The organism is Methylotenera sp. (assembly GCF_029945535.1).
Taxonomy (GTDB): domain Bacteria; phylum Pseudomonadota; class Gammaproteobacteria; order Burkholderiales; family Methylophilaceae; genus Methylotenera.
The window spans coordinates 389,488-409,719 of the sequence record NZ_JAQSCU010000010.1 but is presented as its reverse complement, the minus strand read 5'-3'; the positions used below and the strand labels follow the sequence as shown (position 1 = coordinate 409,719).

The following is a 20,232-nucleotide window of genomic DNA, read 5'->3' as shown; positions in this document are numbered from 1 at the left end:
TCGTATGGTCGACAAACCAATTTTCAACTAAGTTCTTTTTGCAACAATACGCCCGCACAGCCACGTCCATATCAAAGTTGCGGCAGCATTTGAAGTTAATTCAGCGTGATCATAAGGCGGAGATACTTCACATAAATCCATGCCTACCCAGTTCAAATCGTGCCAAGCTTCTAGCAATGTCATGGCTTGCGCAGTGGTTAATCCGCCAACTTCTGGCGTGCCTGTACCTGGTGCAAATGCTGGGTCTAATGCATCAATGTCGAAGCTTAAATATAAAGGCGGATTACCGGCTTTTGCCATGCGTTCGCGCACTTCATCAATGACACTTTGCAAGCCTGCGCCATCTTTGCCACGTAGTTCACGTGCGGTGAAGATTCTGCCTCCTTGATCATTTACAAATTCACGCGCCGCACGCTCGCCGGATGAACGTATGCCAATTTGTATAAAGCATTTAGGATCAACCAAACCTTCGGTAATCGCTTCATACACCCAAGTGCCATGTCCAGAGGGTTCGCCAAAATGACTTTCCCAAGTATCACAGTGGGCATCAAAATGAATGCACGCGAGTGGCTGTTGGTAATGTGCGAAGTAAGCACGTAACAAAGGCAAAGTAATTGAGTGGTCGCCACCCAACCAAACCATTTCGTATTGACCAATTAACGCACTAGCTTGTGGCATCAGCGCAGCGCGCATGCTTTCAAGACTGGTATTGGGTAGCAATAAATTCCCTAAATCCAAGGTATTGTCGACAGGGGTAACATCAAATAATGGATGTTCATCTCCGCATAGCATATGACTGGCTTGGCGTATAGCATTGGGTCCAAAGCGCGCACCAGGTCGATTGGTCACGCAGCCATCCCACGTAATACCTGCTACGGCAAAAGTGCTAACGTGACTTTCTTGCCGAGACGCATTTTCTGAGGTAAACAAATCTGTAATTGGCAGGCCAAGAAAACCTCCTGTAGCGCTAAATGCAAAACCGTGATCCATAAGCCTCCCCCATCAATTCAATTAATTTACCATTAGCATACAGTTATACAAAATATTTGTACGCATTTTTTATGCATAAGATTCATTAAATGTTAAACTAAATCTTTGGTTTAACAAATAGAGCCAATTTAGCATTTTAGTTAGAACCACTTTCTTAATTTTTAAAGCTCAAAATTTTAAATTTAAAGTTACTTACCATGTTAAATCCCAACTTAATCACTAACGCTCAAGCCCTGCTAGCAAGTGAGCGCGCCAGCTACATGAAGCTGCACCCTAAGTCCGCCGAATTATCAGTTAAGGCTAACCAACACTTTCTGTATGGTGTGCCTATGCATTGGATGAACGATTGGGGCACACCTGTTCCGCTATTTATCAATCATGCCGAAGGCGCACACTTTACCTGCGCAGACGGTATTGATTACACCGACTTCTGTTTAGGCGACACGGGCGCCATGTTTGGGCATAGTTCTGCGCCAGTGGCTAAGGCAATCGCCGCACAAGCTGGTCGTGGCTACACTGCAATGTTGCCGTCAACACTCGCGCCTGATGTTGGTGAGACTTTAAGCGACTTCTTTGGCTTAGATTATTGGCAGCTTGCCACCACCGCGACAGATGCGAATCGCTTTGTATTGCGCTGGGCACGAGCGGTGACTGGTCGCAGCAAGCTATTAGTGTTTGATGGTTGCTATCATGGAACAATAGATGACACTGAAATAGATATTGTTAATGGCAAAACTGTTAACCGCGCCAGTTTATTAGGCCAAGTGTACGATTTAGGCTTACACACAGTGGCAGTGCCATTTAACGATTTAGCCGCCGTTGAACATGAATTAGCCAAGGGCGATGTCGCAGTGCTACTCACTGAACCAGCTCTCACTAACTGTGGCATGGTGTTACCGCACGCAGGTTTTATTGAAAGTTTACGCGCACTCACCTCAAAATACGGGACATTATTAACGCTTGATGAAACCCACACAATATCAACAGCACGCGGCGGCTGGGCTAAAGCCAATAGCGTCACACCGGACTTCTTAGTAGTAGGCAAACCCATCGCAGGGGGCTTACCCGCAGCGGCCTATGGTTTTAGCGAGGCGATGGCAGCCCGTATGAAAGCAGCCAAAGACGAAGCACCTGCTGGGCATTCTGGCATAGGTACGACTTTATCTGGCAATATGATGACACTAGCGGCTATCAACGCGACATTGCGCGATACCGCTACGGAGGCCGCATACCAACACATGCTTGGTTTGGCAACCAAGCTAGAAATTCAATTTAATCAGGTCATTAAAACTTATGGCTTGCCATGGAGTATTAGCCGCATGGGGGCGCGGCTTGAGTTGCAATTTTGTGCAAACCCGCCCAGCAATGCTGCAGAAGCACGCGCTGCACAAAACGACACCATAGAATCTGCCATACATTTATATTTGCTCAACCGCGGCGTTCTACTCACACCATTTCACAATATGATGTTGATTTGCCCCGTAACAACAGAAGCTGATATTGCAAAATTAGTACGGATATTTAATGAATTTTTAAAAGATCTTTTAAAAGGGATTGAGCAATGAATAAAACAATAAATGATGTGATTGACTTTGCCACCAATAAAGTAGAAGTTGAACTTAGCACAGTGCCGCAAGAACGAGTAGTAGCAGGCGTTGCTAGCGATGCCAAGACCAAAATCACCATGGAAACATACAACCACTACACAGATCCTACTGAACATTTTTTTGCGGGCATTTGGCACTCAAGTGTAGGTGCTAAAACTGTCAATTATACCGAGGAGGAAGTTTGCGTTATTTTAGAAGGCCGCGTGCGCTTAACCGATATTAATGGAAATGCTAAAGAGTTTGGTGCTGGCAGTATTTTTGCGCTGCCAGCTGGATTTAAAGGCACATGGGAAACTGTAGAGGCTATTAAGAAAGTGTATGTGATTTGGAATAACTAAGTTGTGTTAGAAAAAACGCGCCATTCAAAAAGTTTAATTTACTCACATTTTCACCATAAGAAGGAACCTCACATGAGCTTGCATCAATGGCGCCAACGTTTAATTCCAGCGCTAGTTTTATTTTCACTAGCACCTTCAGCCGCTATTGCAGCTACGGAAAAAGTATTAAATATTAACAACTGGGCGGAATACATCAGTGAAAATACCGTGAAGAACTTTGAGAAAGAAACTGGCATTAAGGTACGCTATGACAACTTTGATTCCAACGAAGTGTTGCTCGCTAAAATGCTCATCGGCAAAACTGGCTACGATATCATCGTGCCATCTTCCGACTTCGGCCGCATGATGATAGATGACGGTAAAGTACAAAAACTAGACCGCAAGAAACTCACAAACTGGAGTAATTTAAACCCAGCTGTTATGCAACAAATGGCTAAGCTAGACCCAAATAACCAATACATGGTGCCATGGCTAGGGGGCTCAGTGAGTGTGGGTTATAACGTAGATAAAGTAAAAGCAGCTCTCGGCACTGAGCCAATTCCAGCCGACCCTTTTGAACTGATGTTTAATCCAAAATACACGTCTAAGCTTAAAAAATGCGGAATTTCCATGCTCGACAGCGCCAGCGATGTGTTTCCTTCTGCGTTGATTTACGTAGGCAAGCCAGCCTTTAGTAACAACTCTGCTGATTATAAAGTGGCTGCAACCATGCTGCAAAAAGTGCGTAAAGATATTAAGCTTTTCACAAATAACGGGCACATTACAGATTTAGCAGCAGGTAATATTTGTGTAGCACTAGGTTATGGCAGTGACTTTAACAATGCAGCACTGAAGGCTAAAGAAGCTAAAAATGGCATCCATATTGAAGCACCACTACCGCCAAACGGCATGCAATTTGGCTTTGAATCGATGATGATTCCAGCGGATGCCCCGCATCCTGAAAATGCTTTACTTTGGATGAATTACATTCTGCGTCCACAAGTACAAGCAGAAATTACCAACTACACTATGTTTACCAGCCCCAACTTAGCAGCACGTAAATATATAGACCCAGACGTACTAGCCAACAAAATCGCATTCCCACCAGACAACTACTTAACAAACAAAGCGCAGTTTTACCAAGTGCGCAGCAATGCTACGCGCAAGGTGATGACTAGAGCATTTACTAAGTTGAAATCTGGGATTTAATACAATAGTCAAACCTAAAAAAATGCTCTACAAGCCACATCAATATTTTTTTCCTTGAAGAGTATCGTATTTAACGGATTAAGTTCTGCGTCTAAATGCAATTAAACCTAAACCCAAAAGTACCATGGCGTAAGTACTTGGCTCAGGGACTGATGTAACATTCACCACTGAGTCAATACTAGCTGAGCCAGTAGTAATAATTCCACCAGAACCTATGATTAACGCACCACCTACAACTGGTATATTGCTGCTTGGTTTTAAGACATATCCACTTACAGCACTTATATTCAAGTCCCTACCATCACCAATAATTACAACCGCCCCACCACCTCCTTGTAAAATATCTAGATAAGGCCACTTTACTGTTGGCTGTGTGCGAGCCTGAATAATTACTGTAGGCACGGAAGTTTTTCCGCTAGCTACAGTAATAGCTGAGCTTCCATTTAAGACTACATTATTGCCCATCGTCACGCCGGTTAGCCCTGAAACCGAGATATTAGGTGCAGTAAAAGTTAAATTATCAAGAAACAAATCTCCATCAGCTGAAATGTTAATCACTGAATCTGACGTAATAGAACCGCCGTCTAATGTAAAGTTACCTGCACAAGCAAATGATGCGCCATCTAATAATGATGTCGTTAAAGCACCCGAACAACTGGTGTTTACTATACTTGATGATGAAATTGAAGTTGCGTTGGCAGCAAAAGGGAAAAGCGTTAAGAGGCACAAAACACACAAAAGTCGAGACATACAATTCCCCATTGATTAGTAGCACAATACTAGCACAGTGCTTATGGGGATTTATTACATGTCAGTGAATCCGTAACTACTCAATCTACCTATGCAGTATAGGCAGATTAAGTGGATTGGAAATTCGGCTTTATAACACTCTATTTAAGAACTTTGACCCATTAGCCGCTCAATGCGGCTATCTGGAACAAACCAGATACAAGCAACTGCGGCATAAATCAAGCCTGACAGGATTGGCGAGAAAAACGCCGCGATGATGCCTGCAACATAAAGTGAGGCTGACAATTTACCTTTAACATCACGCCCAACAACTTTGGCTAGCAAAGAGTTTTCACCTTGGCTGACAATAATAGTGCGTTGCAATATTGAATAGGCAATGGCGGCCATCAACAATACTAGTCCGTAAAGGGCTGATGGCATCGCTGCAAAGTGATTCTCGCCCATCCAACCAGAAACAAATGGAAATAGTGATAGCCAAAACAGCAAGTGTAAGTTCGCCCACAAGATATTCCCTTTCACATGCTGAACCGTCTGCAGCATGTGATGATGATTGTTCCAGTAAATACCTACATATATAAAGCTCAACACATAACTTAAAAATACGGGCAGCAATGGTGTTAGAGAGGCAAAATCACTGCCATGTGGCACTTTTAACTCTAGCACCATAATGGTAATGATGATGGCAATCACGCCATCACTAAAGGCTTCCAGACGGTTCTTTTCCATTGTGATTTACTTAGCTAAGGAAACAATAGCTTCAATTTCCACTAATACATCACGTGGTAATTTAGCCACCTGTACGGTTGAACGCGCTGGCGTGTGTGAGCCAAAAGTTTCAGCATATACTTTATTCATCGCGACAAAATCATCCAAGTTTTTTAAAAACACAGTCGTTTTAACTACTTTATCCAAGCTTGAACCTGCAGCTTCAATCACTGCTTTTAAGTTAGCTAATACTTGCGTAGTTTGTACCGTAATATTGCCTTCGTTTAAGGTGCCGTCCGGACGTAACGGAATTTGACCTGAAGTGAATAGCAAATCACCTACCACCATAGCTTGTGAATATGGGCCGATTGCGGCAGGTGCGTTTGGCGTTTGAATAACGTGCATATGAAATCCTTTTTAAAAAAGTGAATGTAGTTAGATTATATAATGCGCTTATATATTGGCGGCATCAAAGTATTGAAAATGTGCACGTTTTACATTGCAAAATAGCTCATAAGCAATAGTACCAGCACTTGTAGCCACCGCATTGGCAGACACTTGATTGCCCCATAACTCTACTTGGCTGCCAATGATTGCGTTGGGAATATCAGTTAAATCTACAAACAGCATATCCATAGAAACGCGACCGATTAATCGCGTCATTTTGCCATCTACGGCCATGGGTGTTCCTGTTACTGCTGACCGTGGATAGCCATCCGCATAACCACAAGCAACTACGCCAACCACTGTGTCACGCTCGGCACTGAATATACTGCCGTAGCCTATAGATTCGCCCTGCTTGATACTGCGAATCGAGATGATTTTTGAAGTAAGCTGCATCACAGGCTTTAACTTGGTATCAGCGTTCATTAATGGATCGGCGCCATAGAGCATGATGCCAGGTCGCGTCCAGTCAAACTTGGCTTGCTTCCAACCTACAATTGCTGCTGAGTTAGCTAAACTTAGCTCTGCGTTTAACCCTTGGGTCGTATTTTTAAAAGTCTCAATTTGTTGCAAAGTATGGTTCGAGCTTAGATTATCCGCATTTGCGAAATGCGTCATCAGCACTATTTTTGCCACGTTTTTATGACTCTTAAGCCGCTCATAAGCTTGTACATAATCGTTTGGCGACAAACCAACTCGATGCATACCACTATCCATTTTTAGCCACACATGCAAAGGTTTTGCGAGTTTGGTTGCTAACAGAACCTCTACTTGCCATTGTGCGTGCACAACAATCCATAAATTATTTGCGACTATTTCGGGCAACTCTATTGCCTCAAAAAACCCTTCTAGCAACAAAATTGGTTCGGGTAATCCAGCTTCGCGTAGTTGCAGTGCTTCTTCTAAACAAGCGACAGCAAAACCATCCGCTTCACCTTCTATGGCTTTAGCGCAATGCACCGCGCCATGCCCATAAGCATTCGCTTTAATCACGGCCAACGCTTTGCCACCATGCGATTGCTTGGCAACACGATAATTGTGCCTAAATGCATCTAAACGAATATGAGCGATTGCTGGACGTGACATGAATATTTTTACTTTTGAGTTATTGGTTTTTTATTAAGCTCGGTTATTGAACGCTGGGGTTGTGTCAGCGCTTTTATTGTAGCGACTTCCCGCATATCGACCAAGTGACAAATCGTCGGTCTGAATCGCTGGTTGGTGATTTGCAAGTAAATCAGCCAACACTTGCCCAGAACCACACGCCATCGTCCAGCCCAACGTGCCATGGCCTGTATTGAGCCATACGTTATTATATATAGCAGAGGCTTTACCTATGATAGGTGTGCCATCAGGCGTCATCGGACGTAATCCTGTCCAAAACAGCGCTTGCGAAGTATCGCCAGCATTAGGAAATAAGCCGTTTAGCACCATCTCTAAAGTTTCACGTCTGCGTGGATTCAGACTTAAATCAAAACCTGCTAACTCAGCCATACCACCCACACGAATACGATTATCGAAGCGGGTAATGGCCACTTTGTAAGTTTCATCCATAACGGTAGAAATAGGCGCTACATCGCTGTTAATAATGGGCACGGTAAGCGAATAGCCTTTAACTGGATAGACTGGAATATCCAAACCCAAGCCCTGCATCAACTCGCGCGAGTAACTACCAAGTGCAACCACATATTGATCTGCCTCTAATACTTCAGCGCCGTTTTGAGTGCTGATTTCCACGCCAGTAAGCTTCCCATGGTGTGTTAGCAAGCAATTAATGGTGACATCTTGCCTAAATTTAACACCAAGCTTTTGAGCTTCTTTCGCCAAGTTAGTGGTAAATATCTGGCAATCACCAGTTTCATCATGGGCTAAGCGCAAACCACCTAACAGATTATCTTTTACCGAGGCCAAACCTGGCTCAACTGCAACACAACCTGCCGGATCTAAATGCTCAAACGGCACGCCCATGCGGCTTAATACGGCGATATCTTTGGCCTCAGCATCTAATTGCTTTTGTGTGCGAAATACCTGCAAAGTACCTTGTGTACGAGCTTCATAAGCAATGCCTGCGTCAGCACGAAGCTCACTCAAGCAATCACGGCTATATTCAGCCAAACGCACCATGCGCTCTTTGTTAAGGTCGTAGCTTTTAGCATTGCAGTTTTGCAATAACTTTAGCGTCCATTCAAGTTGCCATAATGACCAGTCTGGCTTCAATGCCAGCGGTGAGTGACGTTGAAATATCCACTTTAGCGCTTTCATTGGCACGCCCGGAGCTGCCCAAGGTGCAGAGTAGCCTGGGGATATTTGCCCAGCATTGGCATAACTGGTTTCTAAACCTACCGCTGGTTGCCGGTCTATCACCGTGACATCAAACCCTTTTTTTGCCAAATAATATGCGCTTGTTACGCCAACTACGCCAGAACCCAATACCAGCACCCGCATGATGACTCTCCACTACATTATTAAGAATATATTCTCATAAACCATTAACTAACGTTCAGTTAATCAAAGCCCATATATGTTAGTTTATTGAGTAATATCAACATAACTTATCTAAATAATAGTAAATAAAAAGTTAATTTAACTTAATTTAGTGATTTAAATAATATTAATCTCTAAATTTATGACTTATCATAGTTTTTATATAAAATAGTAAGGAATGCATCATGCGAATTCGTACCCATGCTGTTCGTGAACTTGATCGTATAGACTTAAAAATACTGTCGGTGTTGCAGGAAAATGCTCGCATCCCAATTACAGAACTTGCAGAACGCGTCGGACTTTCAGTAACGCCTTGTGGCGAACGTGTCAAAACTTTAGAGAAAGAAGGTGTGATTTTAGGCTACCACGCCCGCCTAGACCCTCACTCGCTCGGGTTAGGCTTACTGGTATTTGTCGAATTAAAGCTATCAACCAAATCCGGGACAATTTTCGGTAAGTTTAAACAAGAAATACTCAAGCTGCCCAGCGTACTAGAGTGTCACTTGGTATCCGGAGATTTTGACTATCTCATCAAAGCACGTATTGCACAAATGGCTGATTATCGAACCTTGCTAGGTGACATATTACTCACGCTGCCAGGCGCACAGGAGTCTAGAAGTTATATTGTGATGGAAGAAGTTAAGGAAAGCTTTGCATTACAGTTGGTGGAAACTAAAGATTAATGCAGATTAATAACTTTCCTCTATAAAAGTGGTTCTAGACTAATAACCTAAATGGCTCTTGCCGCATGTCCAATATAAGAAAACAATGTTATTGTATTGTTAGAAATCTGCATTCATTCAAGTAAAAATAATACGTTTTAATTTTTTCGAAATTTCAACATTATTAGGAGCTTAGAAATGACATCTACACTCGTTAAAAAATCCTTAATCATTGCCTTTTCAACCAGTTTGATCGCTGGGATTTACACCGTTCAGGCTGACACTACGAAAATTGGACAAGGTGAAGGTCAATTAGATGTCATTGCTTGGCCGGGATACTTAGAGCGTGGAGAATCTGACAAAAATTACGACTGGGTAACAGGTTTTGAGAAAGAAACTGGTTGCAAGGTCAATGTGAAAACCGCCGGTACTTCGGATGAAATGGTTTCACTGATGAATAAAGGCGGCTATGACTTAGTTACCGCTTCTGGTGATGCTAGTTTAAGGTTAGTGGCTGGTAAAAAAGTACAACCCATCAACACTGCCTTAGTGCCCTCTTGGTCTACTGTTGATAGTCGATTACAGAATGCCCCATGGCACACTGTAGGTGGTAAACATTACGGCGTTCCTTATCAATGGGGTCCAAATGTATTGATGTATAACACAACCACTTTCAAAACAGCCCCTACCTCTTGGGGTACGGTATTCGAGCCACAAAATCTACCAGACGGCAAACCAAATAAAGGTCGTATTCAAGCCTATGATGGGCCAATTTATATTGCTGATGCAGCGCTATATTTGATGAAAAAAGACCCCTCTCTTGGTATTAAAGATCCATACGAATTGAACGAAAAACAATATGCCGCAGTATTAAAGCTGCTGCGCCAGCAAAAGACCCTTACACATCGATATTGGCATGATGTGACGGTGCAAATGACCGACTTCAAAAAAGAAGGTGTAGTCGCCTCTGGCGCATGGCCATATCAGGTGAATGCGTTAAAAACAGAAAAACAGCCTATTGCCTCGGTGATTCCAACTGAAGGCGCTACTGGCTGGGCAGATACAACGATGTTAGCCACTAAAGCAAAACACCCGAACTGTGCTTACAAATGGCTAGAACACTCACTGGCACCAGCAACCCAAGTGGGCGTGGCTGAATGGTTTGGCTCTAACCCTGTGGTGCCAACGGCATGTAAAACCAAGGCACCGGGCGGCAGCGACTTCTGCGGAGATAATGGCTTTAGTCGTTATGCGGAAATTAAATTCTGGAGAACGCCACAAGCCAAATGCTCACTCAAAGAAGGCTGTGTGCCCTATAGCCGTTGGACTTCGGACTATATTGCCATCATGGGCGGCAGATAGTTTTAGCTTATGACTGCTATTCCAGATGTGTTTACGGCCGTAGAGTTTTCTATCGTCAGCAAACACTATGGCGATGTTCGTGCGGTGGATAACGTTTCAATTGCTGTCGCAGAGGGCGAGTTCTTTTCTATGCTTGGCCCAAGTGGTTCTGGCAAAACCACTTGCTTGCGACTCATTGCTGGCTTTGAGCAGCCAAGCATTGGTAGCATTAAAATTTTCGGCAAAGAAGCAGCAGGAACACCACCATATGAACGAGAAGTAAATACAGTTTTTCAGGATTACGCGCTGTTTCCACATATGAATGTGCTAGATAACGTTGCTTATGGTCTTCGCGTGAAAGGCATCGCCAAGCCAGAATGCTATAAGCGCGCAGAGCAAGCACTAGAGCAAGTCGCTTTGGCTGAATATGGCAAACGTAAACCTGGTGAGTTATCAGGCGGTCAGCGTCAGCGTGTCGCATTGGCGCGGGCATTGGTGAATAAACCTCGCGTTTTATTGCTGGATGAACCGCTAGGTGCGTTGGATTTAAAGCTGCGCGAGCAAATGCAGTTGGAACTCAAAACACTACATAAGAAACTTGGCATTACCTTCATTTATGTCACTCATGACCAAAGTGAGGCCTTATCCATGTCTGATCGCGTCGCAGTATTTAATCGTGGAAAAATCGAGCAAGTTGATACTCCACGCAATCTGTATATGCACCCTAAAACCAGCTTCGTCGCAGATTTTGTAGGTACTTCAAATGTGATTAATAGTGCTATGGCTCAACAACTTACAGGTCAAAATCAGCCATTTTCGATACGTCCTGAGCACATCAAGCTAGGTACTAATGAGTTCAATGATAAGCAAAATGACATCATCAAAGTAGCGGGTGAAGTGGTTGATATTCAATACCATGGCGCTACCAGTAAGGTCGAGGTAAGCGTTGGCAACCAAATGTTGTTCATGGTACTTTCCAACACTGAGCTCTCTGAGGCTGAGCTACCTAAAATCAGCCAGAGGTTGAACCTATGCTGGTCAAAAAGCCGCATGGTCATGCTGGAAAATCAAGCTAGCTAGTGTCGCACCGCCATCATGCAATCGTCTATCATCAATGCAGATACTTCAAAGCCATTTGGACGGAAGTTCAGTAACACGCTTTACCGTAAAAACAATCTCTTCCTATTTTTGCTACTCACCCCGCCACTACTATGGTTTGGAGTGGTTTACTTAGGTTCGTTATTCGCTTTATTGTGGCAAAGTTTTTATACGTTTGATAGTTTCAGCATGGCTGTTTCAAATGATTTAACACTTGAAAACTATCGCAGTCTTTTCGATGCCACTAACTTTGACATTATTCTGCGTACACTCACTATGGCAGTTGCGGTGACGCTCGCAACTGCATTGATTGGCTTCCCCATTGCTTACTACATGACGCGCTACGGTAGCCGAGCTGAAAAAGGTTTTTTCTATATTGCAGTAATGTTGCCGATGTGGGCAAGCTACATCGTTAAAACCTATGCTTGGACGGTGATTTTATCTCAACAAGGAATTTTGTACTGGTGCATCAATCATTTAGGTTTATCCGGTGCGCTTAACCATGTGCTACAAATACCAGCCATTGGCGGCAACACGCTAGCAACTTCTAATCTTGGGCGCTTTATCGTTTTCACCTATATTTGGCTGCCTTTTATGATTTTGCCTATACAAGCCGCACTTGAGCGCGTGCCTACCAATTTGCTGCAAGCCTCTGCCGACTTAGGCGCAAAGCCTGCACAAACCTTTCGTCGCGTATTGCTGCCGCTGGTCTTTCCTGGGGTTGTGGCAGGCTCAATTTTTACTTTCTCACTTACATTGGGCGATTACATTATTCCGCAGCTTATTGGCCCAAGCGGTTTATATATCGGCACCATGGTGTACACAATGCAAGGCTCGGTAGGCAATATGCCGCTGGCTGCAGCATTTACAGTGGTACCCATTACGCTCATTTTTATTTACTTATCACTTGCCAAACGTACCGGAGCATTTGATGCTCTTTAAAACGAAAAAAAACCAACCAAGCGCACCCATTTGGCTAAAAACACTAGCTTATGGCGGCTTGGTATTTTTACACGTCCCAATTGCTGTCATCGTGATTAATGCCTTTCTAGTAAGCGATGGCAGTCATACACACTTTACCTTGCATTGGTTTCATGCTGCTTTTGCACGTGAAGATGTTATGTCTGCGATTGCTTTATCGCTCAAAGTGGCGGCATTCGCAACTTCACTGGCAATCATTATGGGCACCATGACCGCTGCTGCTCTATACAGGCGTAATTTTTTTGGCAAAGAAGCTATTACAACCATGCTGATTTTACCTATCGCACTTCCTGGCATTATTACTGGTATCGCATTACTCTCTGCAATGAATATCCTAGACATTACACCAGGCTTTTTAACTATCGTCGTCAGTCATGCAACATTTTGTGTAGTGATGATTTATAACAATGTGGTAGCACGTTTTAGGCGCATGCCGCATAACTTGATTGAAGCTTCTATGGATTTAGGAGCAGATGGGTTCACCACATTTAGATTCATCATCTTACCGCAACTTGCTACCGCCTTATTAGCTGGTGCTTTGCTGGCGTTTGCGCTTTCATTTGATGAGCTGATTGTGACCATTTTCACCGCGGGTCACGAAGTAACACTACCTATTTGGCTACTCAACCAACTGTCTAGACCGCGTGATTCGGCTATTACCAACGTTGTAGCAATGATGGTCATGCTCGTGACAGCAATACCTATTATTGCTGCATATTATTTAACACGTGGCACAGAAAGCATCGCAGGCAGTAGTCGTTAAAATCAATAAAATATAATTTTTAAAGAGGATACAAAAATGCAGAACTTTCAGACTCAACTACTCATCAACGGCAAGTTTGTTATAGGTGAAGGTGCATTAATCAGTGTGCTGAACCCTGCGACTGAAGCAGAGATAACTCAAGTTGCAGAAGCATCTTTGGCACAAATTCAACAAGCGGTTTCTGCCGCTGCCAGCGCCTTTTCTAGCTGGAAAAAAACCACGCCGCGCGATCGCGCAACCATGCTACTTAAACTTGCAGACGCCATTGAATCTAACGCAGAAATTTTTGCTGAACTTGAATCGATGAATTGTGGTAAGCCTTATTTGGCGGCTTTGAATGATGAGATGCCTGCCGTTGCTGACGTGTTCCGCTTCTTTGCAGGTGCTGTACGCAACATGACGGGCTCATTAGCTGGCGAATATTTAGCTGGCCATACCAGCATGATACGCCGCGATCCTATTGGCGTAGTGGCTTCAATCGCGCCGTGGAATTATCCACTGATGATGGCAGCATGGAAACTAGGTCCTGCATTAGCCGCTGGCAATACTGTGATTCTCAAACCATCAGAAATGACGCCATTGACCACATTAAAACTTGCTGAGTTAATCGCTGATATTTTTCCTGCAGGTGTGGTGAATATTTTAAATGGTCGTGGTGAGTCTGTTGGTGCGCCTATGATTTCTCAGCCGCAAGTGCAAATGATCTCAATTACTGGTGACATTTCAACTGGTCAAAAAATTATGGAAATGGCTGCAAAAAGCGTGAAACGTACTCACCTAGAGTTGGGCGGAAAAGCACCTGTGATTGTATTTGATGATGCAGACATCGCCGCAGTAGTAGAAGGCGTGCGTACCTTCGGCTTTTACAACGCGGGGCAAGACTGCACCGCCGCTTGCCGTATTTATGCAGGCAAAAAAATCTACGATAAATTAGTCGCCGATTTATCTTCAGCCGCTGCAAGTATCAAAGTGGGCGAGCAGAAAGAGTCTGGCGTTGAGATGGGTCCATTGATTTCTGCCAGACAGCGCGACCGTGTGGCAGATTTTGTGAAGCGCGCTGCCGCACAAAAACATATTGAAATTACGACAGGTGGCGCAGCGCGTGACGGTCGTGGCTTTTTTTACCAACCCACCATTGTGGCTGGCGCTTTGCAAACCGATGAAATCGTCTGCAAAGAGGTATTTGGCCCCGTAGTTTCAGTGACTCGTTTTGATGATGAAGAGCAAGTTGTAGGCTGGGCAAATGATTCAGAATACGGGCTAGCAAGCTCTGTATGGACTAGTGATATTTCACGTGCCATGCGCGTTTCGGCTGAATTACAGTACGGCTGCACTTGGGTTAACACACATTTCATGCTGGTTTCTGAAATGCCACATGGTGGTATGAAAAAATCAGGGTATGGTAAAGATATGTCAATGTACGCGATTGAAGATTACAGCAGCGTGCGACATGTCATGGTTAAGCTATAAATAATTTAAGTTAAAAAAGCTAACTTGCAAGCAATGCTTATCAAAACTATATTAAACACTAGTTTTTATAAGCATTGCTTGCAGCTTGGCATATTGCGACAAACTCATCGGTATTGAGCGAGGCGCCGCCTACCAAGCCGCCATCGATATCAGGCATGGAGAACAACTTGGTAGCATTATCAGCTTTCACGCTTCCTCCATAGAGGATGCGAATATTTTCTGCGATGTCAGCATCTAACAACTCGATATGCCCACGCAAAAAACTTAGAATATTTTGCGCGTGTTCTGGCGATGCGGCTTTACCAGTACCAATCGCCCATACAGGCTCATAAGCGAGCACCCCATTCGCTAAGCCTTTGACGCCAATCTCAGCTATCACCGCATTGAGTTGTCGTATAGTCACGACGTCTGTAATGCCCTCTTCATACTCCTCTAAGGTTTCACCCATACAGAAAATAGGCTTCAAACCTACCTTAGTCGCCACTTCAAAGCGCTCCCCAATAGAATGGTCAGTATCATGACCGCGCTGACGGCGTTCTGAATGACCGATAATCACGTATTCGCAGCCAAACTCTTTTATCATGCCTGGCGACACCGAGCCAGTATAAGCACCCGATTCATAACGGCTCATATTCTGCCCACCCCAAGTAATAGCGCTGCCTTTTAACAATGCTTCAGCTTGAAATAAATAGGGATGCGGCATGCATACCGAGTAATCTGCATCCGGATAATCACGAGTACCAGCCAATAAGCCCTCTAAAAAGGCTTTGTTACTGGATAAAGAACCATTCATTTTTCGGTTTGCAACAACCAGCTTACGTCTCATTTAAAGTCTTACGTTTCATTTAAGTTCTCAAAAAAATTTCTGGCCGATGCGCAAGTAATATCCAAGTCATATCAAAGCTTAATCGTCTTATTAAAAAATGCCTCCACTTGGCTATGCGAAACTGGCTTACTCACGAGGAAACCTTGTATTTCATCACAACCCAATTCTCGCAAAAACTCTAATTGAGCTTTTGTTTCTATGCCTTCACTCACCACACGAATTTTTAAGGCATGTGCCAAATTAATAATCGCAGTCACGATTTCCGCATCGTCATTATTGGTTAATACGTCGTTAATAAAACTCTTGTCGATTTTAACCGCATCAATCGGCAAACGCCTTAGCTGACCTAAATTCGAATGCCCTGTACCAAAATCATCAATATACAGATGCAGATGAAGCGCGCGCATTTCCGCCAAAATCTCCATGGTCATTTCAGGATCATCCATCGTTGCGCTTTCGGTAATCTCTACGTTGAGCATAGCAGGATTCATACCTGTAGTTTTGATGATTTCCAAGATATCCGCAATTAACGACAAATCACTAAATTGTCGTGGCGAGATGTTCACCGCGACAGGCGGCGGGTTAAGTCCTGCCTCATACCATCTCACCCACTGCTCGCAAGCTTCACGGATGACAAAACGCCCAATTGGCACAATGAGGCCAGTTTCTTCAGCAATCGGAATAAACTTATCTGGGCTAGTCAGCACGCCAGCATTAGTTAACCAACGCACTAGTGCCTCTAAACCCACCACTTGATTGGTGCGTAAATCCACTTTAGGCTGATACATCAATAGCAACTCACCCTTCTCTAGGGCTTGCTGCAAACCGTTTTCAATTTGTAGTTGCTCATGCGCGAATACGTTCATCTCTTCGCTGAAGTACTCAAAACCGCTACGTTTGCTTTTTGCTTGGTACATGGCTAAATCAGCATGTCTAAGCAATGCATGTGCATCAGTCGCATCATTAGGGTAAACACTAATGCCGATACTTGCACCTACGCTGTAACGTCGCCCTTGCAGCTCAAATGGCTCTGATACTATACCAATGATTTTTCTAGCTAAATTGCTAGCAGCATTGTTCACGGGAGGATGTGTATACACGACAGCAAACTCATCGCCACCTAAGCGCGCAACAAAATCATCAGCTCGCAAAATTTCATTCAGACGCGTAGCTATGATTCTAAGCACCGCATCGCCTAGCTCATGCCCTTCTGAATCGTTAATTTTCTTAAAGCGATCTAAATCAATAAATAATAAGTAAACCTGTTGCTTTTGCCGATAAGCTTGCGCGAGGCTATGCGTTAAAAAGTGTTGAAAATAAGTACGATTTGGTAATGAAGTAAGCGGATCATGGTTCGCTAACTTATTAAGTTCAGCTTCTGCATTATGGCGTTCAGAGAAGGCTGAGGCCACAAACAAGCCACCCAAAGCCATAGGAATAAGTCCAACTTTAAGGGTGAACACTGCCTGCGAGTACAATTCAGAATGGATCTGCTCAACGTTAAAAATAAGCGAAGCAAAAGCAATGAGCGCCGCAATAAAAATAGCGGCATGCGTAACAATTGTTTGAAACCTAAGTGCAGCCAATAACACAAAGGCTAACAACACAAAAATGATAACTTCTGATGATGCCAACATCTGGCCATACTCCAAAGTTAGCCAAGAAACGATGACCATAGCGATAAATGCCGTGCCAATTTCAAGTTTTTCTTGTGTTTGGAAATAAGTATTTTGATATGCAAATATTGAAAGTAATAAAGGTACAGTGAGATAAGCAAGCAGTAACTCACTAAACCACCATGACATCGTCGTCTGAACAATCGAATCCCAAGAGGCAAAGCCCAGCCACTGCATACTCAATATTGTAATAAGAGTATGCGCGGCACTCGCAATTGGCGCGGCAATAAAAGCAAAGGTCGCCACAGTGGACACTTGATTAATAGTCACTACTGTTGGATGAAAGAGCCTTAAAAGGTAGCAGAATAGAAATGCCGCAATGCCACTACCAATAGCCAAGGTGGCAGCGAGTTGCCAAGGCATTTTGAGCAAATGAAACAGCAATGATCCTATGACGCAACCTAAAATACCAGCCCAGCCGTACCTTACGCTAAGTGCAGCAGCTAGCGCGATAGCAGGCAACTCAAAAAATGAGATTGCATCAATATAAGGGGTGATAAACGTGCCCAAATAGGCAATGATAAAGTAGACGAGTCCGATGACGCCAGCGTCTGCTAGAAAAGACTTTGCTTGCTCAATAGTAGGAATACTTACTTTAAATTCCATGTACTTATACTCATTCTTCCAAACTCAATCAGCATTAGATTCATTCTAGCCCATTGTGCTTATCAAGCAAAAACTTAGCTACGATTTTTTATGTAAATTCATGTTAAATCTTCAGACTAAAAGGTCGGTGGACTACAAGAACTCACTAAAGTACATGGCTGAGATCCTGCATTTCTAAAGCGATGCGGCATATTGCTATTAAAATAATAAGCATCGCCAACGCCTAACACCCGCGTGGATTCACCCACGGTGACCTCCAGTCGACCTGATAATATCACTCCACCCTCTTCACCTTCATGTTGCAGCATATTTAAGCCAGTATCCGCGCCCACTTCATAGGTTTCATAAAGAATTTGCAACATATGACCCGCTTTTGCTGAACCAATTTGTCGATATGAAATGCCTTCGCCACCACTAATTTCTGTCAGTGATTCAGCGCGGTAAAACACATCACTTTGCATATTTGGCAGTTCATCAGAAAAGAACTCAGCTAACGTCATTGGAATGCCTGCAAGTATGCGCTTTAGCGCGCTCACTGATGGACTAGTATTACCAGATTCAATCAATGAGATTGTCGCGTTGGCTACCCCAGCTTTTTTCGCCAAAGCACGCTGCGAGAGTTGATGCCGCAAACGAACAATTTTTAGCCTTGCGCCTAAATCTAACTCCATATACTGACCTCTTAAATTTTAACGTGTTTAAAGTGTTAAATATACAATATCACTCGAATAATTAAAACCAATAAAATCAATTGCTTAATTTTATTAAAAACCATCATTGACACAGTTTACTAAACATCTGAATATACTCACCATATTTAAGTTTTTAGAAAACAATCATGTCTCAAAGTAACTCAATCAAACTGCCTAATATGTCTAACTATTGGATGCCATTCACTGCAAATCGGCAATTTAGAAGCATGCCGCGACTCTTTAAAGCGGCTAAAGGCAATTACTTCACTTCCATAGACGATAGGCAAATTCTTGATGGCACCGCAGGTTTGTGGTGCGTACCAGCTGGGCATGGCCGTACTGAAATTGCCACAGCAGTAGGCAACCAGTTATTAACATTGGATTACGCACCTGCGTTTCAATCCAGCCACCCATTGGCTTTTGAAGCTGCAGAGCGTGTTGCAGCCTATATGCCAGAAGGCTTAGACCGTATATTCTTTACGAATTCAGGTTCAGAATCGGCTGATACAGCCCTTAAAATCGCACTCGCTTACCACCGTGTATGCGGTAACCCTTTGCGCAACAAACTAATTGGTCGTGAGCGTGGTTATCACGGTGTGAATTTTGGTGGCATCGCAGTGGGCGGCATTGCTGGTAATCGTAAAGCTTTTGGCAATGGCTTAGCTGGGGTTGACCATATTCGCAATCCATTAGATATTGCAAAAAATGCATTCACCAAAGGCGTGCCTGCCGATGGCGGTGTGGCGCTGGCGAATGAATTTGAGCAACGCATACTCACGCTGCATGATCCATCGACGATTGCCGCGCTAATTGTAGAACCCATGCAAGGCTCGGCTGGTGTAGTAGTGCCGCCAGCAGGCTACTTAAAACGTTTACGTGAAATATGTACTCAATACGGTATTTTGCTCATTTTTGATGAAGTGATTACAGGCTTCGGGCGACTTGGCACTAAATTCGGCGCCGATTATTTTAACGTGATTCCAGACATCATCACCTGCGCGAAAGGCCTCACCAATGGCGTTGTACCTATGGGTGCAGTCGCGGTAAAACGTGAGATTTACGATGCATTTATGGAAAAATCGCCAGCAGGCGCAATCGAATTACCACATGGTTATACTTATAGCGCGATTCCAATTGCTTGCGCCGCTGCCATTGCTACATTGGATATTTTTGCAGCTGAAAAGTTAGAAGACCGCGCAGCAGGTTTAAGCGCCTATTTTGAACAAGCTGCACACAGCCTAAAAGGCTTGCCGATGGTGAAAGATATTCGCAATATTGGGTTAGTCGCAGGGATTGAATTCGAGGTAATCGCAGGTAAAGCAGGTGCCATGGCTTTTGCTACTTATTTAAAGTGTTTTGAAATGGGCATACATGTGCGTTTTACAGGTGACATCATCGCAATTTCACCGCCTTTAACCATAGAGAAGAATGAAATCGATCGCATTTTCAACACGCTTGCAGATGCAATCAAAAGCGTAGCCGCCGCTGGTGAAGTTGGCCTAGATGCCAGCAACTATCTTAAAAATGAACAAGCTTGGGCGATGCAGCAGTCGCTCTAAAGCTGTAGGTCGATTAAGACCGACTTACTAGTAAATACAATATATAAAATGG

19 protein-coding genes are annotated in these 20,232 nt (G+C 43.7%); 10 read left to right on the top strand and 9 right to left on the bottom strand.

Annotated elements, in window-relative coordinates:
- Positions 1-27: 27 nt before the first annotated feature.
- Positions 28-990, bottom strand: coding sequence for an agmatinase (speB, locus tag PSU72_RS05015; protein WP_300431232.1), 963 nt, complete (start codon positions 988-990; stop codon positions 28-30).
- 197 nt (positions 991-1,187) lie between these two features.
- Here speB and PSU72_RS05010 point away from each other — a divergent pair, with 197 nt between their 5' ends.
- The 3 genes from PSU72_RS05010 to PSU72_RS05000 all read left to right on the top strand — a co-directional run bounded on the left by PSU72_RS05010 (position 1,188) and on the right by PSU72_RS05000 (position 4,123).
- Positions 1,188-2,555 carry an aspartate aminotransferase family protein gene (locus PSU72_RS05010; protein ID WP_300431231.1) on the top strand — a complete coding sequence of 456 codons (1,368 nt, stop codon included), beginning with the start codon at positions 1,188-1,190 and terminating at the stop codon, positions 2,553-2,555.
- The gene (locus tag PSU72_RS05005) at positions 2,552-2,935 is read left to right on the top strand and encodes a cupin domain-containing protein (protein WP_300431230.1); all 384 of its coding nucleotides are present in this window, start codon (positions 2,552-2,554) and stop codon (positions 2,933-2,935) included. Before PSU72_RS05010 ends, PSU72_RS05005 begins: the two co-directional genes overlap by 4 nt.
- Positions 2,936-3,007: 72 nt before the next feature.
- Entirely contained in the window at positions 3,008-4,123 is a 1,116-nt protein-coding gene (locus PSU72_RS05000) for an extracellular solute-binding protein (RefSeq protein ID WP_300431229.1), read from the top strand.
- 78 nt (positions 4,124-4,201) lie between these two features.
- Here the strand turns inward: PSU72_RS05000 and PSU72_RS04995 are convergent, their stop codons facing one another.
- The 5 genes from PSU72_RS04995 to PSU72_RS04975 form a co-directional block, all read right to left on the bottom strand.
- Complete coding sequence (locus PSU72_RS04995) at positions 4,202-4,873, bottom strand: PEP-CTERM sorting domain-containing protein (RefSeq protein WP_300431228.1); 672 nt, start codon at positions 4,871-4,873, stop codon at positions 4,202-4,204.
- 144 nt (positions 4,874-5,017) lie between these two features.
- Positions 5,018-5,599 (bottom strand): TMEM175 family protein, encoded by a 582-nt coding sequence (locus tag PSU72_RS04990; protein WP_300431227.1) that lies wholly within the window; start codon positions 5,597-5,599, stop codon positions 5,018-5,020.
- A 6-nt stretch (positions 5,600-5,605) separates the two neighbouring features.
- On the bottom strand, positions 5,606-5,983 hold the full coding sequence (locus tag PSU72_RS04985; protein ID WP_300431226.1) for a RidA family protein: 378 nt from the start codon (positions 5,981-5,983) through the stop codon (positions 5,606-5,608).
- Between the two features lie 48 nt (positions 5,984-6,031).
- A complete protein-coding gene (gene alr, locus PSU72_RS04980) occupies positions 6,032-7,108 on the bottom strand; it encodes an alanine racemase (RefSeq protein WP_300431225.1) in 1,077 nt (358 codons plus the stop codon).
- 33 nt (positions 7,109-7,141) lie between these two features.
- A complete protein-coding gene (locus PSU72_RS04975) occupies positions 7,142-8,467 on the bottom strand; it encodes a D-amino acid dehydrogenase (protein WP_300431224.1) in 1,326 nt (441 codons plus the stop codon).
- Positions 8,468-8,691: 224 nt separating this feature from the next.
- Here PSU72_RS04975 and PSU72_RS04970 point away from each other — a divergent pair, with 224 nt between their 5' ends.
- From PSU72_RS04970 to PSU72_RS04945, 6 genes are all read left to right on the top strand, one after another.
- Positions 8,692-9,189 carry a winged helix-turn-helix transcriptional regulator gene (locus PSU72_RS04970; RefSeq protein ID WP_300431223.1) on the top strand — a complete coding sequence of 166 codons (498 nt, stop codon included), beginning with the start codon at positions 8,692-8,694 and terminating at the stop codon, positions 9,187-9,189.
- A 177-nt stretch (positions 9,190-9,366) separates the two neighbouring features.
- A complete protein-coding gene (locus PSU72_RS04965) occupies positions 9,367-10,530 on the top strand; it encodes an ABC transporter substrate-binding protein (RefSeq protein WP_300431222.1) in 1,164 nt (387 codons plus the stop codon).
- A gap of 9 nt (positions 10,531-10,539) precedes the next feature.
- Positions 10,540-11,589, top strand: a complete 1,050-nt coding sequence (locus PSU72_RS04960) for an ABC transporter ATP-binding protein (protein WP_300431221.1) — start codon at positions 10,540-10,542, stop codon at positions 11,587-11,589.
- A gap of 15 nt (positions 11,590-11,604) precedes the next feature.
- The gene (locus tag PSU72_RS04955; protein ID WP_300431220.1) at positions 11,605-12,549 is read left to right on the top strand and encodes an ABC transporter permease; all 945 of its coding nucleotides are present in this window, start codon (positions 11,605-11,607) and stop codon (positions 12,547-12,549) included.
- Positions 12,539-13,351, top strand: a complete 813-nt coding sequence (locus tag PSU72_RS04950; RefSeq protein WP_300431219.1) for an ABC transporter permease — start codon at positions 12,539-12,541, stop codon at positions 13,349-13,351. The genes PSU72_RS04955 and PSU72_RS04950 overlap by 11 nt, the downstream gene beginning before the upstream one ends.
- Before the next feature lie 36 nt (positions 13,352-13,387).
- Positions 13,388-14,821 (top strand): gamma-aminobutyraldehyde dehydrogenase, encoded by a 1,434-nt coding sequence (locus PSU72_RS04945; RefSeq protein WP_300431218.1) that lies wholly within the window; start codon positions 13,388-13,390, stop codon positions 14,819-14,821.
- A 58-nt stretch (positions 14,822-14,879) separates the two neighbouring features.
- On the opposite strand, the gene tpiA is transcribed toward PSU72_RS04945, so the two are convergent.
- The 3 genes from tpiA to PSU72_RS04930 form a co-directional block, all read right to left on the bottom strand.
- A complete protein-coding gene (gene tpiA / locus PSU72_RS04940; protein WP_300431217.1) occupies positions 14,880-15,647 on the bottom strand; it encodes a triose-phosphate isomerase in 768 nt (255 codons plus the stop codon).
- A 71-nt stretch (positions 15,648-15,718) separates the two neighbouring features.
- A complete protein-coding gene (locus PSU72_RS04935; protein ID WP_300431216.1) occupies positions 15,719-17,929 on the bottom strand; it encodes an EAL domain-containing protein in 2,211 nt (736 codons plus the stop codon).
- A 116-nt stretch (positions 17,930-18,045) separates the two neighbouring features.
- Positions 18,046-18,600, bottom strand: a complete 555-nt coding sequence (locus tag PSU72_RS04930) for a cupin domain-containing protein (protein WP_300431215.1) — start codon at positions 18,598-18,600, stop codon at positions 18,046-18,048.
- Positions 18,601-18,767: 167 nt separating this feature from the next.
- Between PSU72_RS04930 and PSU72_RS04925 the strand changes: the two genes are divergently transcribed.
- Positions 18,768-20,180, top strand: coding sequence for an aspartate aminotransferase family protein (locus tag PSU72_RS04925; protein ID WP_300431214.1), 1,413 nt, complete (start codon positions 18,768-18,770; stop codon positions 20,178-20,180).
- Positions 20,181-20,232 lie beyond the last annotated feature (52 nt).

Coding starts and splice junctions, on each gene's coding strand:
- speB (WP_300431232.1), bottom strand. CDS start 990: ATGGATCACGGTTTTGCATTTAGCGCTACAGGAGGTTTTCTTGGCCTG.
- PSU72_RS05010 (WP_300431231.1), top strand. CDS start 1,188: ATGTTAAATCCCAACTTAATCACTAACGCTCAAGCCCTGCTAGCAAGT.
- PSU72_RS05005 (WP_300431230.1), top strand. CDS start 2,552: ATGAATAAAACAATAAATGATGTGATTGACTTTGCCACCAATAAAGTA.
- PSU72_RS05000 (WP_300431229.1), top strand. CDS start 3,008: ATGAGCTTGCATCAATGGCGCCAACGTTTAATTCCAGCGCTAGTTTTA.
- PSU72_RS04995 (WP_300431228.1), bottom strand. CDS start 4,873: ATGTCTCGACTTTTGTGTGTTTTGTGCCTCTTAACGCTTTTCCCTTTT.
- PSU72_RS04990 (WP_300431227.1), bottom strand. CDS start 5,599: ATGGAAAAGAACCGTCTGGAAGCCTTTAGTGATGGCGTGATTGCCATC.
- PSU72_RS04985 (WP_300431226.1), bottom strand. CDS start 5,983: ATGCACGTTATTCAAACGCCAAACGCACCTGCCGCAATCGGCCCATAT.
- alr (WP_300431225.1), bottom strand. CDS start 7,108: ATGTCACGTCCAGCAATCGCTCATATTCGTTTAGATGCATTTAGGCAC.
- PSU72_RS04975 (WP_300431224.1), bottom strand. CDS start 8,467: ATGCGGGTGCTGGTATTGGGTTCTGGCGTAGTTGGCGTAACAAGCGCA.
- PSU72_RS04970 (WP_300431223.1), top strand. CDS start 8,692: ATGCGAATTCGTACCCATGCTGTTCGTGAACTTGATCGTATAGACTTA.
- PSU72_RS04965 (WP_300431222.1), top strand. CDS start 9,367: ATGACATCTACACTCGTTAAAAAATCCTTAATCATTGCCTTTTCAACC.
- PSU72_RS04960 (WP_300431221.1), top strand. CDS start 10,540: ATGACTGCTATTCCAGATGTGTTTACGGCCGTAGAGTTTTCTATCGTC.
- PSU72_RS04955 (WP_300431220.1), top strand. CDS start 11,605: ATGCAATCGTCTATCATCAATGCAGATACTTCAAAGCCATTTGGACGG.
- PSU72_RS04950 (WP_300431219.1), top strand. CDS start 12,539: ATGCTCTTTAAAACGAAAAAAAACCAACCAAGCGCACCCATTTGGCTA.
- PSU72_RS04945 (WP_300431218.1), top strand. CDS start 13,388: ATGCAGAACTTTCAGACTCAACTACTCATCAACGGCAAGTTTGTTATA.
- tpiA (WP_300431217.1), bottom strand. CDS start 15,647: ATGAGACGTAAGCTGGTTGTTGCAAACCGAAAAATGAATGGTTCTTTA.
- PSU72_RS04935 (WP_300431216.1), bottom strand. CDS start 17,929: ATGGAATTTAAAGTAAGTATTCCTACTATTGAGCAAGCAAAGTCTTTT.
- PSU72_RS04930 (WP_300431215.1), bottom strand. CDS start 18,600: ATGGAGTTAGATTTAGGCGCAAGGCTAAAAATTGTTCGTTTGCGGCAT.
- PSU72_RS04925 (WP_300431214.1), top strand. CDS start 18,768: ATGTCTCAAAGTAACTCAATCAAACTGCCTAATATGTCTAACTATTGG.